At 54.1% G+C, this 13108-nt stretch carries 15 protein-coding genes; 13 read left to right on the forward strand and 2 right to left on the reverse strand.

What is annotated here, in order from left to right; translation table 11 throughout:
* The first annotated feature begins 65 nt into the window (after positions 1-65).
* Together RMSM_RS08745 and RMSM_RS08750 are read left to right on the forward strand one after the other, a co-directional pair.
* On the forward strand, positions 66-317 hold the full coding sequence (locus tag RMSM_RS08745; protein WP_008694316.1) for a hypothetical protein: 252 nt from the start codon (positions 66-68) through the stop codon (positions 315-317).
* A gap of 24 nt (positions 318-341) precedes the next feature.
* On the forward strand, positions 342-767 hold the full coding sequence (locus RMSM_RS08750; protein ID WP_008694318.1) for a TadE family protein: 426 nt from the start codon (positions 342-344) through the stop codon (positions 765-767).
* Positions 768-782: 15 nt separating this feature from the next.
* Here the strand turns inward: RMSM_RS08750 and RMSM_RS08755 are convergent, their stop codons facing one another.
* Both RMSM_RS08755 and RMSM_RS08760 read right to left on the reverse strand, forming a co-directional pair.
* Positions 783-1550, reverse strand: a complete 768-nt coding sequence (locus tag RMSM_RS08755) for a ThuA domain-containing protein (protein WP_040764897.1) — start codon at positions 1548-1550, stop codon at positions 783-785.
* Positions 1551-1665: 115 nt separating this feature from the next.
* Complete coding sequence (locus RMSM_RS08760; protein WP_008694322.1) at positions 1666-2958, reverse strand: DUF4912 domain-containing protein; 1293 nt, start codon at positions 2956-2958, stop codon at positions 1666-1668.
* A 1009-nt stretch (positions 2959-3967) separates the two neighbouring features.
* Between RMSM_RS08760 and RMSM_RS08775 the strand changes: the two genes are divergently transcribed.
* The 11 genes from RMSM_RS08775 (at position 3968) to atpC (ending at position 12947) form a co-directional block, all read left to right on the forward strand.
* The gene (locus tag RMSM_RS08775; protein ID WP_008694328.1) at positions 3968-4219 is read left to right on the forward strand and encodes an AtpZ/AtpI family protein; all 252 of its coding nucleotides are present in this window, start codon (positions 3968-3970) and stop codon (positions 4217-4219) included.
* A gap of 146 nt (positions 4220-4365) precedes the next feature.
* Positions 4366-5043, forward strand: coding sequence for a hypothetical protein (locus RMSM_RS08780; RefSeq protein WP_008694330.1), 678 nt, complete (start codon positions 4366-4368; stop codon positions 5041-5043).
* Between the two features lie 56 nt (positions 5044-5099).
* Positions 5100-6113, forward strand: a complete 1014-nt coding sequence (gene atpB, locus RMSM_RS08785; RefSeq protein WP_008694332.1) for a F0F1 ATP synthase subunit A — start codon at positions 5100-5102, stop codon at positions 6111-6113.
* Positions 6114-6237: 124 nt separating this feature from the next.
* A complete protein-coding gene (gene atpE / locus RMSM_RS08790) occupies positions 6238-6486 on the forward strand; it encodes an ATP synthase F0 subunit C (RefSeq protein ID WP_008694334.1) in 249 nt (82 codons plus the stop codon).
* A 26-nt stretch (positions 6487-6512) separates the two neighbouring features.
* Positions 6513-7262, forward strand: coding sequence for a F0F1 ATP synthase subunit B (gene atpF / locus RMSM_RS08795; RefSeq protein WP_040764903.1), 750 nt, complete (start codon positions 6513-6515; stop codon positions 7260-7262).
* A gap of 132 nt (positions 7263-7394) precedes the next feature.
* On the forward strand, positions 7395-8024 hold the full coding sequence (gene atpH, locus RMSM_RS08800) for an ATP synthase F1 subunit delta (protein WP_008694338.1): 630 nt from the start codon (positions 7395-7397) through the stop codon (positions 8022-8024).
* Between the two features lie 91 nt (positions 8025-8115).
* Entirely contained in the window at positions 8116-9639 is a 1524-nt protein-coding gene (atpA, locus tag RMSM_RS08805; RefSeq protein WP_008694340.1) for a F0F1 ATP synthase subunit alpha, read from the forward strand.
* A 38-nt stretch (positions 9640-9677) separates the two neighbouring features.
* A complete protein-coding gene (locus RMSM_RS08810) occupies positions 9678-10094 on the forward strand; it encodes a DUF4870 domain-containing protein (RefSeq protein ID WP_008694342.1) in 417 nt (138 codons plus the stop codon).
* A 15-nt stretch (positions 10095-10109) separates the two neighbouring features.
* Complete coding sequence (gene atpG / locus RMSM_RS08815; RefSeq protein WP_008694344.1) at positions 10110-10997, forward strand: ATP synthase F1 subunit gamma; 888 nt, start codon at positions 10110-10112, stop codon at positions 10995-10997.
* Between the two features lie 111 nt (positions 10998-11108).
* Positions 11109-12557 (forward strand): F0F1 ATP synthase subunit beta, encoded by a 1449-nt coding sequence (gene atpD, locus RMSM_RS08820; RefSeq protein ID WP_008694346.1) that lies wholly within the window; start codon positions 11109-11111, stop codon positions 12555-12557.
* Positions 12558-12560: 3 nt separating this feature from the next.
* A complete protein-coding gene (gene atpC / locus RMSM_RS08825; protein WP_008694347.1) occupies positions 12561-12947 on the forward strand; it encodes an ATP synthase F1 subunit epsilon in 387 nt (128 codons plus the stop codon).
* Positions 12948-13108: the final 161 nt, after the last annotated feature.

Genomic DNA, 13108 nt, shown 5'->3' on the forward strand with positions numbered 1-13108 from the left:
GATTCCAATGGCGAACTGAAACTTAAACGGACGACACAGGAATCAGTGCGGGGGTCAAAGATGAATTGGCCTCGATCATTGGCAAGGTTCGCATCATCCCGATTTACACCACTGTGACGGGCAATGGAAACAACGCGATGTACACGATCGTGAAATTCGAGGGAGTGCGGATTTTAGAGGTCAAGCTGACCGGAAAAATGTCCGGGAAGCGGGTCATTGTCCAGCCCGCGAAAGCGGTGGCGCGTCATGCGATCGTAGATTCCTCTCCGGTCACACAGAGTTCGTACCTATTCACACCAGTGATGTTGGTTCAGTGATATTTTTCAAAAGAGCTACGAATCATGATTCAAAATAAATATCGCCCCAAAAAAAAGGGCGCACGAATGGCGGCTTCGGCCGTCGAGTTCGCCTTGGTTGCCCCGCTAATGATCGCCTTTACATTCGGCTTGGTCGAGCTCGGGCGAATGATGTTGGTCAAACAAACAGCCACGCATGCGAGTCGCGAGGGGGCACGAATCGCCGTGCGTCCAACCGCCACGACTAGCGAGGTTGTCGAACGAGTCAACGATGAGTTGGCTTTGATGGGAATTGAAAACGCCACGGTCGAAACCGTTCCATCGTCGATCGAAACGGCCACGCCCAGCGGTATCGTGACCGTTCGTATCGCGATCGACATTTCGTCGATCACTTGGGTTCCTGGATTCTTGGATCTGGACGCGACCCAGATTATTGCCGAGTCATCAATGCGTCGAGAAAGCACGAATTAACGCGTCGCGTCTGCATCACTTTTTGCCTGCTGCCCACTGCGTACCTTTGACGATCGTGTCCAGATAGACGGCATCTTCGAACGTCTCGTTCGAATGGCCATAGGTGGTGCCAAAAACGCGAGCCTTGCCGTAGGTGTTCGTCCAGAAAACGGGATGTGACTGGTCGGTCTTTTCGCTTTTGCTGGTGGCCAACACGGTCATATTTGGCCACTTCTTTTCGATCACGTACAGCTCGTCCATCGCCGTTTTGTGGCCATCGGGATAGCCCTTCATGATCGCATGATCTTGGGCGACGACGTTGACCGCGTAATGGCTTTGGTGTTCGTGACGGCGGCTGGTGACCCCCAAGAATTCTCGCCAATCATCGATCTTGGCGTCGCGGTAGGTGTGCATCGCACAGTGGATCACGACCGCGTTTGCTCCGGCATGATGCGACCGAGTGATGCTGCGGATGTAGTCGGGATCGGTGGTGGCGGCAAAGCATTCGTTGTGAATCACAACATCGAACCCCTCGGCCCAATTCGGGTTTTTGTAGAGATCAATTTCAGCTCGTGTGCCATTGCCGCCATCGTTGACGACGGTCCAGTTCACGGCGACGCCGCGTTTCTTGAACGCCATCTGCATCGCTTTGGTTTGGAAGTCGTAGTCGTGACAGCAGCCACCGGTGACCAGCAGTACCTTAATCGAGGATGGGGCGGCCGAATCCTCGGCGAAGCCGCCCGTGGGCGCAGCCATCATGTGAAGGGCGAAGCAGGCGGTCAGCAAAAAAGAGAGAGGTTTCAAGGTGGTGGCTCCTGTTGAATCGTGAAGGTAGCGACAAAAAAACAGGACGGATTGAGTAATCCGTCCTGCGCAGAAATTTTAAATGGTGGTGAATCCGCAAAGCGTGATCGGCTTGCTAGAAACGGTCGTCGATTTCGACTGTTTCCATCACTTTCGTGTTCCGCTCGACCGCGATCACGGTGGTGCGTTGTCTCAGTCCATCGCGGCTTTCGCAAGTCACGGGCAATACTTGGCGTTTGTCGGGCAATTCCATTCGGACCGTAAACGAGCCATCGCTTTGCAATTTGACCGGACGGCCGGCGATATTGACCGATGCGTTGGCCGTTGTCTTTCCAAACACAATCAATTCGGCGTCGACTTTGAATGGCAACTTCGTTTGTCGCAGCAAACTGGGGTCCGCCACCGTTTGTCCCTGGTCGCCACGGCTTGGCATCGGACGATGCAGACGTTCTTCGAACACGTCTTTTAGATCGCCTGCGTCTTGGTCGTAACCACCGCTAAGCGAATAAATTCGTTCGTAGTCTTCGGCAATGTCGTTCCAGTGCTCGTCGAGTCGTTCACATTCGCCGGGGCGTGGGGTCTCGACGACGTTGCTGCGACAGATCGTGTAGAACTCGCCAAAGTCAGCTAAGTAACCGATGATGACTCGAAATCGCGCTGGCGGCTCATCCACATCGATGTACCAATTGTTCACGCCACCGTGGATCGGGATGTCGCGAGCCACACTTTCAGCTTGATTGCTAGCGACATCGCCTACCGCCAACAGACGCAGGATCGGTTTGGCGGTGTGCCATCGTTCGGCCATTGCCGATTCAGCACGTTGGACGCTGGCGCGGGTGATTTCCCAATTTGCTTGCAGCCAGTACGAATCACGCACGAGCAGAACGACGCGGTCCTGATGCGTTTCACCGTTTCGGGTTCGCGAAGCACCGTTGGCGACTGCCGAGCCGCCGACAAGCGTGCCGGTGGAGATGTCGCGGTGGCGATCCAGGGTTTCACGGCGGCGACGCATTTGGGCACGAATGCGAGCGGTTTTGGCGGAAACGCGTTCCTTCTGCTCTTTTTGGTCGAGGGCTTCGGCACACCGCTGGGCGCTGACCGCAGCGGCGCGAGCACGGGCGGCAGCAATCTGAGCCCCTTTGCTGATCGGGGCGGACGCCTTGGATTTGGATTTGGCGGCCCTTGTACTCGTCGCTCGGGACGAAGTTGATGTTTTCTTGGTGGATGCGTTCTTTGACGTAGCCGATTTCGAGCTGTCCGATTTTCGCCTCAGCTTGCGTTGCACCTTTGATATTTCGGTAACAAGGTCGTCCTTTCGCATACTGTGCCAGCCCGCTACGCCGTAGGTTTTGGCTAATTCGGCCAATTCTCGTCGTGTTTGCGCTTTAAGGTCTGCCGTTTTAATCACCCTGCATCTCCAAGCTGTAAACCCCGTCGCAAATAAATGGACGGAGTTAATTCATAATTGATTTTGATCACGACTAGCTTCGCCCCACCTGGCGGTGGTTGCCGTCGACACCGTTAGTCCGTCGCTTCCTACGCCGTTTCCACTTTTCCTATTCTCCGGCAATGGATCCGCTTGTCTCACTGCCGATGACTTTCAAAGCCTCGCTCCGAAAACCGGTACCCTGAAAACAGTTAGGTTTGTCTCAAAATGCGATTCTCGTCACGTGTGTGGATGTTTCTGCCATTGCATGGCGTCTCGGTGGCTTCTGGAATCCGTTGTTTTTTTCGGTTTTCGAGAACCCGGTGACGCGTGCCTATCCGGCCACAATGGGACAATCATCCCCTGAAACATTATGGCAAGGGGATGGGCCAAGTTCTAGATGCGGACTGGCAAAAGAATCCGAATCGTTACCGGAAATTGCGTTTTCCTAAGCATTATTGGGAAAATTGGATGAGTAAACTCATTCGCGCAGGTTTTCCTATGCTTCCTAGGTTGCCTGTTTTGTGTCGTGTTCGGCTCGCTGCGTCGGCCGACGAGGTGCGTTTTTGATGACGGGGGGTGCGGGGATGGTCTTTGCCGGGACGGGCGGAGATGCTTTTACAGGTGACTCGGTGGTGGATCGAGGACGCATGAGTCTCATTTTGAAACGGATTGCCAGCAATCAATATTGCGTTTCTATGCCGCCGGTGACCGGCGCGTTCTCGATGGCGTCCGTTTTGGGCCAATAGCCAGCGAGTTGTGATTGGCTGACATTTTTAGGTGCGGCGATCCGTCGCTGCCTCTGGTGGTTCGCGATTCGTTAGTCACACTGTGCACGTCGAGTTGAAGCAAAGTCGCAATAAAGCGATTTGGCGAACTCGACAAAAGACGGCGTCAGGTGAAGCGGTCAGGCCAGGTGGAGAATCCCCCAATGGTGAATCCAGAGAAAAGCCCTTCCGGTTCCGATGACGAGTCAACCCACAGGGAAGGGATGGCCGACAAAACAGGTGTCACACCGAAACCGATTGCGGAGAACGACGCAAAAGGGGGCGCGGTGTGGTTTCGGTTTGCCGGTCTGGGGATGGAACTCGCTGGAATAACGCTTTTGTTCGCCGGTGTCGGTTATTGGATCGACGCTTGGCGAAACCACGATCAAATGGTTGTGACCGCGCTGAGTACTCTGGTTGGCTTTGGGTTGGCGATGACGCGATTCATCATCAAAGCATCCTCGCCCAAGCCCTAGTGTCCGAGCTGCGATCGAGATTGTTCTGCACCGACTAGAAAGAAAAAATGGTGAAAACCGGCTAGTCGATGCAACCCCACGAAGACTGATGACCGTATGCTGGAAGCGAATTTGACTTCGCTTTTGAGTAAATTTTTGAAAATCACGTGACGATCCTAACTCCAACTCGACGATCGCCTAGTTCTCGCGATGTTTCCGATTTGTATCGGCAGACGTTGGGGTGGGTGGTGGCCGCATGGTTGGTCGCAACGGCCATCGCGATGTCGGTGGTGATGATTCGAGATGAAGATCGCAGTGGTGATGTGTTTTTCGTTGCTTTGATGAGTGGCGTGATTGCACTGATGTCGATGTTGCCCGGGCTGTGTCTGCGTCGAGCCAAGGCGATCAGGTCGCAGTTGGCTTCGGGCAGTGCGGAAAACCAGGCTGGTTCTGGTGTGTCGGCAGATCCGTTTGGCGATTTTGTGCTGGCTTCCGGGATGGGAATGATCTTTCGGTTGTTTGGGACGGTTGCACTGTTTTTGTTCTGTCGCTATCAATTGGCCGAATCGAGTCAATGGGTCGCCGGTTTCACGATCGGCTGGTACGCCTATTTGACCTCCGTCGAAGTGGGAGTGCTCGCATTCAAGCAGAATCGAGTGTCCACGGAATCGGGAAAGACTACGTCGGGCACGGATGCGAATTTGTCAGCCAACGTTTTGCCTGCGAAGGCAAAAGGAAATTCATCGCAATCAATAGACTCGTCTGTATCGTCCTGCTCTTCACTGGTGCGTTTGCACAATTCCAATGCTTTACCCTCGCGACCTTTGGGTGTGTTGGAAGCATAACAATTGTGAGTCGTGTTCACTAAATTTAAATCTGTAGCTCAATAACGATTTACCCGATGCCATTGCTTGTTGCTTCTACCGACCACAGCCCGATAACGCATGTGCTGCCGCATCCGTTGCACGAGAATCCAATCGTGAGCGTGCCGGTTGGCGAGGGCGATATTCCGGCGCTGAATATTTTTGACGGGCGTTACGACTTTTTTATCACCAATCATCTGATGATGAGTATGGTGGGGGCCGTGACGGTGCTGTTGGTGTTCGCTTATGTCGCAAGCCGAGTGCGTGCGAAGGGGCAAGGGCTCGAGGCCTTCAAGACGCGTGGTCGCGTTGCTCAGTTGTTCGAAACGATGTGTTCGTTCATTCGTGACGAAGTCGCTCGGCCGAACCTTGGTCATTTGACCGACAAATATATCTACTACATCTGGACGATCTTCTTTTTCATCTTGTTCTGCAATGTGATTGGGTTGATCCCGATTGGCTATCTCATTCAGTCGTTCACGGGCAACACTGCGTATTCGCATTGGGGCGGCACGGCGACTGGCAACCTGTCACTGAATGCGGTTTTGGCCTTAGGCAGTTTCATTGCGATCCTGTTTATCGGTATCCGTGAAACCGGGGCAAAGACGTTCTTCTTGCACTTCAATCCCATCGGTTGGGACGACCCTAAGATGCTGTTGATCGGCATTCCACTCTACGTTTTGGAGTGGGTTGGGTTGATTATTAAGTGCGTGGTACTTGCGATGCGGCTTTTTGGAACGATGATGGCGGGCCACTTGGTGATCGCCGCATTTGTTGGCCTCGTCTTTACCGCCGCTGAGTTTTCACATGCACTCGGCTACGGAGTTGAGTTGTCCGTCATTGGCGGCGGCATTGTTTTGACATTGCTCGAGTTGTTCATCTGCTTTTTGCAAGCGTTTATCTTTACCTTCTTAACGGTGCTGTTCATTGCGATGACCGCAGTGCATCATGACGACCATCACGAAGATGAGCATCCGTTTAGCGACGAAGGCCAGATGGACCTCGATAAGTTGGCTGATCCAAAACGGTTGGGGCCATTGGTGCACGAATAGTGTGCCGGCGATCCTGCCTTGAATCACTGAAAATTGTTTGACCCTTTAACTAAAAACTGTCGGCGTCCAAATTCACGGTCGCAGGCATTTCCCGTTCGAGAATTAGCTCAGGAGTTTATGAAAGATGTTTGATTTCGCGCTTGTTTTGGCCCAGGAAGCTCTTAACGTCGGCAAGATGGGTGTCGGTATCGGAATGGGCCTTGTCATTCTCGGCGCTGGCCTTGGTATTGGCCGCATCGGTAGTGCTGCTGTCGACGCAATCGCTCGCCAACCCGAAGCGAGCGGAACGATCAGCACCCAGATGCTGATTTCAGCTGCACTTATCGAAGGTGCAACCGTGATTGCTTTGATTCTGATGTTGATCCTCGGCTAAATCCGCCTTTGGCGAAAGATGAAACGATGGTTTTAAAATTGACTCGTTTGTCGGTGCTCTGTTTCCTCGGGATGGCCACGCTAGGTGTGTCATCGGTGAGCAGTTATGCCGATGAAAAGGCGAAATCCAATGTGGCGGTCGCGACATCGCATTCCGATGATGCAACGGTGTTGGTCGCCGCTAAATTGGAAGTTCTCGACGAGGAAGTCGTTGTGGATGATCACGGTCATCCAGTTGCGGCCGATGGGCTCGATGCGGATGGACACGACGACGCGCATACGCCGCCGTTGTTGTCATTCGACATCGGTTCGGCGGTCTGTAACATCGCGATTTTTCTTGGTGTGCTTGCGATCTTGTCCAAGTTTGTCTGGCCCCCTATTTTGAATGGGTTGAAGGCTCGCGAAGACAAAATCAATGGCGACCTCGAAAATGCCGAGCGTATTAACGCCGAGGCACGATCGTTGTTGAGCGACTATCAAACCAAGCTCGATGAAGCGGCAAACCAAGTGCAAGGCATGTTGGCCGAAGCACGTCGCGATGCGGAAACCAACGGTCAGCGAATCGTCGCTGACGCGAAGGCAGAAGCCGAGCGGACGCGAGATCGTGCGATCGCAGACATCGAGACGGCAAAGAAAGTGGCTTTGGCCGATTTGGCGGGTCAGACTTCGGACATGGCGATGCAGGTTGCCAAGTCGGTCGTAGGCCGCGAACTTCGTCCCGAAGACCATGCGGATTTGATTCGTCAATCACTTGATCGACTTCCTAGTAATAACTAATTGATGGCTCGCGGTAAGCGCATCTGCTCTTGCCGCGTGCTTGTGGAACCAGAGCCACCAATGTGGATCGGTTTATTTCCTTCAAAGAATTTCCCGTCCTTTCAACGCGTTTCCATCACGCCCTGACAACCCATGACCGAAGCTCCCAAACACGACACGGTTCTCGATACCGGCGCCGAGCAATTGGGCACTACTTACGCGCGAGCCCTGATCGCTGCGGCGCAAAAAGAAGGTGTCGCGGACCAGGTCGTCCAGCAGTTGGGCCAGATGGTCGACGAGTACCTTTCACAAAGCCCTCAGCTTGCTGCATCGTTCGCTTCGCCGCGAATCGATGCCGATGAAAAGTGTCGGGTGCTTGATCGCATCTTTGCTGATGAATTTCATCCGATCCTGATCAAGTTTTTGAAAGTGATGGCCAGTCGTGACCGTTTGGGTTACGTCGCCTCGGTCCGTCGTGCCTCGGAAACCCAGTTGGACGAAATGCTCGGTCGCTTGGTTGCTTCCGTGCGTACCGCGGTCCCGCTCGAAGAAGCGATGCGGAACCAGATTGCCGAACGGCTTTCCACCCTGCTTGATCGCCAAGTTCGCTTGAAAGAAACGGTCGACCCCGATTTGATCGGCGGGATGGTCATTCGCATCGGCGATACGGTTTACGACAGCAGCGTGGTGAACCGAATCGACAAAATGCAGAAGAAGGCTAAGGCTGGATTCTCGAGTCAATTGTTAAAGCGATTTGACGAATTCGTGCAGGACAAGACTTGATTTCAAAATCGCCTGTGACGTGTTCATGGGCCGATCCCCCTCGTATAAAAATTCCAATTCAGACGCCCCTATCGATTGATTAGCGTTACCCATGAAATTTAGTAGCGATGAAATCGCATCGGTCTTGCAACAAGAGATCGAGCAATTCGACAGTAAGATTGATGTTCGTGAAGTCGGCACCGTGTTGGAGGTGGGCGACGGTATCGCTCGCGTCTATGGTTTGTCGGGTGTCATGGCCGGTGAAATGGTCGAGTTCCCCAACGGTGCGATCGGGCTAGCGTTCAACCTCGAAGAAAACTCCGTCGGGGTCATCATTCTTGGTGACTACCTGACGATCGAAGAAGGCGACGAGGTCAAAGCACTCGGCACGCTGTTGTCGGTTCCCGCCGGCGACGCCGTGATGGGCCGCGTGCTCGATCCACTCGGTAACCCGCTGGACGGCAAAGGCCCCGTACAAACCGACATCACTCGTCCCGTGGAAATCATCGCGACGGGCGTTTCGGAGCGTCAACCGGTAACCGAACCGATGCAGACCGGTGTCAAAGCGATTGACGCGATGACCCCGATCGGACGTGGTCAACGTGAACTGATCATTGGTGACCGTAAAACCGGAAAGACGGCAATCGCGATCGACGCGATCATTAACCAAAAAGGCAAAGGCGTGATGTGTTTCTACATCGCGGTCGGCCAAAAGGACTCGGCGGTTGCATCGATCGTCGAAGTGCTGCAGCAAAAAGGGGCGATGGAATACACCTGTGTGATCGCATCGGGTGCAAGCTCCCCTGCCCCGCTTCAGTACATCGCGCCGTACGCCGGTACCGCGATGGCCGAACACTTTATGTTCAACGGCGGCCACGCCTTGGTTGTCTATGATGACTTGAGCAAGCAAGCGACAGCGTATCGTCAAATGAGCTTGTTGATGCGACGTCCGCCAGGCCGCGAAGCTTACCCTGGCGACGTTTTCTACTGTCACAGTCGATTGCTCGAACGTTCGGCGAAATTGTCGGATGAACTCGGTGGCGGTTCGATCACCAGTTTGCCGATCATCGAAACACTCGAAGGCGAAGTTTCGGCTTACATTCCGACGAACGTGATTTCGATCACCGACGGTCAAATTTACCTGCAACCCGACTTGTTCTTTGCCGGGATTCGTCCTGCGATGAACGCCGGTATCTCGGTGTCTCGCGTGGGTGGTGCGGCTCAGATCAAGGCGATGAAAAAAGTTGCCGGCGGTTTGCGCCTCGACTTGGCAGCGTTTCGTGCCTTGGAAGCATTCGCCCAACTCGGTACGGACCTGGATGCCGACACGCAAAGCCAATTGGATCGCGGATATCGGATGGTGGAACTGCTCAAACAGCCTCAGTACCAACCGATGTCGGTGACCGAGCAAATTATGAGTTTGTTCGCAGGTACCCGTGGCTACTTGGACGATGTACCGATCAAGTCGGTCCCCCAGTGGGAAAAGGACTTCATCCAATTTGTCCACGACAAGCACGGCAAAGTGCTGAGCGATTTGGAGGAAAAGGGTGACCTGACCGACGAGATCACTGAGTCGATCATTGCCGTCATCAAAGATTTCAAATCCGGCTACAAGCCAGTCGAAGTAGAGGTGTAGTGCCTCTGTATTGGGTGGCCGGAGAAAGGTAACGTTTTATGAACAACCCATTGCAGCCGCCCGAATCGAGTCACGAACCCTCGCCGATTGAACCACCTGATTTCACACCCAGCAACGAAGACCGAAATTTAGCAATGATTGCACATCTCTCAGGATGTGCAGGGATTCTAGCGGGCGGTTTGATCGGGTTTCTCGGTCCACTGATTATTTATTTAACCCAGAAAGACAAGTCACCGTTTGCAGAACTGCAAGCCAAAGAAGCACTCAATTTTCAGATCACCTTGCTGATTTTGAGTGTGGTTTGTGGCGTTCTGCTCGTCGCCAGTTGTGGTGCCCTGCTTCCGATTATTTTTGTGCCGGTGGTGCTACAAATTGTGTTCGGAATCATCGCCGCACTGGCCGTACGCGACGGTCGACCTTACCAATATCCGTTTAACCTCCGTTTGTTCCAGTAACGATCGCCTCATCTTATGGCCAACGCACGAGCACTCGATAAACGACGCAAGTCGATTCGCAATATTCGCAAAATCACGCGAACGATGGAGTTGATTGCGACCGCGCGTTACAAGAAGGCAATGGATCGTGCCCAGGCTGCGACCGCCTACACCGACCAGATCACCAAGATCGTCAAACGGTTGGCCGCGGCCGGTTTGGATGTCAAACATCCATTGCTTGAACCACGCGATAATCCTGAAAAAGCCCGTGTGTTGGTGTTAACCAGCAATCGTGGGTTGTGTGGCGGTTACAACGGCAACGTGCTGCGAACCGCGATGCCCCGGATTCGTGATCTCCGCGACACCATCGATACGGTCGCAGTGGATGCCAGCGGCAAACGCGGTGTGAACGGTTTGAAGTTCCGCAAAACGCTTGTCGACAATGCCTACTTGGGTTTCGAGGATCAACCGGCATACGACGAAGTCGAAAAGATCGCCGACCAATATCTAACGGAATACGTGACTGGCAAGATCGATCGCTTGGATGTGGTCTACACCAAGTTCATCAGCACCAGTCGCCAAATTGCCACGATCGAAACGCTGCTGCCACTCGGCTCGCTCAGTGACGAAGAAGCTGCTGAGAGTGATGACAACGAAAAGTCGGTCGAATTTGAATTCTTGCCGTCCGCGGAAAGCATTTTGGAAGAAGTCGTTCCGACCAGCTTCAAAGTGCGTTTGTTTAAGTGTTTCCTCGACGCGGCCGTCAGCGAGCAAGTGGCTCGAATGATCGCGATGAAGGGAGCAACGGAAAACGCCGGCGACATGATCAAGCAGCTTTCGATGACATACAACCGAGCACGTCAGAGCCAGATTACTGGCGAAATTATGGAAATCATCGGCGGCGTCGAAGCACTCGCCAAGTAAGTGAAAATAAACCGCACCGGCACTCCTTGCTTGTGCAAACGATCCAACAGGCTAGTCATCCTCTAGCCAATTCCAAAACATCAACTTCCTCTCGATATCTAAAAACAAGCTATGTCCACCGCAATCGAACAAGGCGCCGTTGGTAAAGTCACGCAAGTCATTGGTTCTACCTTTGATGCGGAGTTCCCTGAGAAGCAGCTTCCGAAAATCTACAACGCTGTAGAAATCAAGAGCGAGCACAAAGGGGTCACGATCAATCTGATCGGTGAAGTCCAACAACACCTCGGTGGCGGACGTGTCCGTGCGATCGCGTTGGGCAGTACCGACGGCATGATGCGAGGCATGGAAGTGCTCGACTTGGGCCGTCCGGTGACCGTTCCTGTGGGTGTCAAAACCCTCGGCCGCGTGTTCAACGTACTCGGCAATCCCATCGATAACCGTGGCGAAGTCGAAGCCGAAGATTACTGGCCGATTCACCGCCAGGCGCCTCCAGTTTCCGAGCTGTCGACGAACACCGAAGTGTTTGAAACCGGCATCAAGGTGATCGACCTGCTGACCCCGTTTGTTCGTGGTGGTAAAGCGGGTTTGTTCGGGGGTGCGGGACTGGGCAAGACCGTTATTTTGACCGAGTTGATTGCTCGTATCGCAAGTAGCCACGGCGGTTACTCGGTATTCGCCGGTGTGGGTGAGCGAACTCGCGAAGGAACCGACCTTTGGTTGGAAATGCAAGAAGCGGAAATCGGCGAAACTGGTCGTAAGGTTATCGAGCAAACGTGCATGGTGTTCGGCCAGATGAACGAACCACCAGGCTCGCGTCTTCGTGTTGCATTGTCCGCGTTGACGATGGCTGAGTTCTTCCGTGATTCGACCGGAGCGGACACGCTATTGTTCGTCGACAACATCTTCCGCTTCTCGCAAGCCGGTTCGGAAGTATCCGCGCTACTCGGGCGTATGCCTTCGGCGGTGGGTTACCAACCGACGCTGGCAACCGAAATGGGTGCATTGCAAGAGCGAATTACATCGACCAAGAAGGGAGCGATCACATCGGTTCAAGCCGTTTACGTTCCTGCGGATGACCCGACTGACCCTGCACCGGCAACGGCGTTCGGCCAATTGGACGCGTTCATTTACCTCGAGCGATCGATTTCGGAAAAGGGGATCTACCCCGCGATCGACCCGTTGGCATCGAACTCGCGTATTTTGGATCCGCAGTATGTGGGCGATCGTCACTACGCGATTGCTCGCCGCGTGCAAACGATTCTGCAACGATACCGCGAACTTCAAGACATCATTGCGATTCTGGGGGTCGACGAGTTGAGCGAAGACGACAAGATGATCGTGCATCGCGCTCGTCGTATCGAGCGATTCTTGTCGCAACCGTTCCTCGTGGCCGAAGTCTTCACCGGCAAGAAGGGCGAGATCACCTCGCTCGAAGACACCATCCGCAGCTTCGAAGGAATCTGTAACGGTGACTACGATCACTTGCCCGAGCGAGCGTTCATGTACGTCGGTGCAATCGAGCAAGCCGAAGCTCAGGCTAAGAAGATGGAGAATAAGTAAACGATGGCCATTCGATGTATTGTCGTCACGCCTGAGCGTACCGAGTTTGACCGCGAGGCCGACTTTGTTGCGTTACCGATGGCCGATGGCGAGTTAGGAATTCTCTCAGGCCGCGCGCCGATGATCGGGCGACTCGGATTTGGCACGCTGCGGTTGCAGACCGCTGCCGGTCCCGAACGCTATTTCATCGACGGTGGGTTCGCTCAAGTCGAAGGCGATGTGGTCAGCATTTTGACCGCTCGTGCGACGCCCGTCGATTTGCTCGATAGTGAAAAGGCACGAACCACGCTGAACGAAGCACTCGAAATGCCTTCGGCCACGGTCCAAGAAGCCGAGATCAAAGAGACGGCCGTCCGCCGTGCTCGCGGTCTGCTGCGAGCCTCGCGATAATTTACCCTCCCGCTGGGAGGGTCGGCCGCTGAAGGCGGGCGGGGGGGGCTGGTGAAGCGCTGCTTGCACGGTCCATTTCTAACACTGCGAGCCCCACCCAGAGCTGGCTACCGCCACCTCTGACCTCCCCGAAGGGGAGGTAAAGCCAGTTTGCCCTCCCG

Origin of the sequence: Rhodopirellula maiorica SM1, from assembly GCF_000346295.1 — a bacterium.
GTDB lineage: Bacteria > Planctomycetota > Planctomycetia > Pirellulales > Pirellulaceae > Novipirellula > Novipirellula maiorica.

What these genes read in the sequence shown, in the direction of transcription:
- RMSM_RS08750 (WP_008694318.1), top strand. Translation starts at nt 342, where the DNA reads ATGATTCAAAATAAATATCGCCCCAAAAAAAAGGGCGCACGAATGGCG.
- RMSM_RS08775 (WP_008694328.1), top strand. Translation starts at nt 3,968, where the DNA reads ATGGCCGACAAAACAGGTGTCACACCGAAACCGATTGCGGAGAACGAC.
- atpB (WP_008694332.1), top strand. Translation starts at nt 5,100, where the DNA reads ATGCCATTGCTTGTTGCTTCTACCGACCACAGCCCGATAACGCATGTG.
- atpE (WP_008694334.1), top strand. Translation starts at nt 6,238, where the DNA reads ATGTTTGATTTCGCGCTTGTTTTGGCCCAGGAAGCTCTTAACGTCGGC.
- atpF (WP_040764903.1), top strand. Translation starts at nt 6,513, where the DNA reads ATGGTTTTAAAATTGACTCGTTTGTCGGTGCTCTGTTTCCTCGGGATG.
- atpH (WP_008694338.1), top strand. Translation starts at nt 7,395, where the DNA reads ATGACCGAAGCTCCCAAACACGACACGGTTCTCGATACCGGCGCCGAG.
- atpA (WP_008694340.1), top strand. Translation starts at nt 8,116, where the DNA reads ATGAAATTTAGTAGCGATGAAATCGCATCGGTCTTGCAACAAGAGATC.
- RMSM_RS08810 (WP_008694342.1), top strand. Translation starts at nt 9,678, where the DNA reads ATGAACAACCCATTGCAGCCGCCCGAATCGAGTCACGAACCCTCGCCG.
- atpG (WP_008694344.1), top strand. Translation starts at nt 10,110, where the DNA reads ATGGCCAACGCACGAGCACTCGATAAACGACGCAAGTCGATTCGCAAT.
- atpD (WP_008694346.1), top strand. Translation starts at nt 11,109, where the DNA reads ATGTCCACCGCAATCGAACAAGGCGCCGTTGGTAAAGTCACGCAAGTC.
- atpC (WP_008694347.1), top strand. Translation starts at nt 12,561, where the DNA reads ATGGCCATTCGATGTATTGTCGTCACGCCTGAGCGTACCGAGTTTGAC.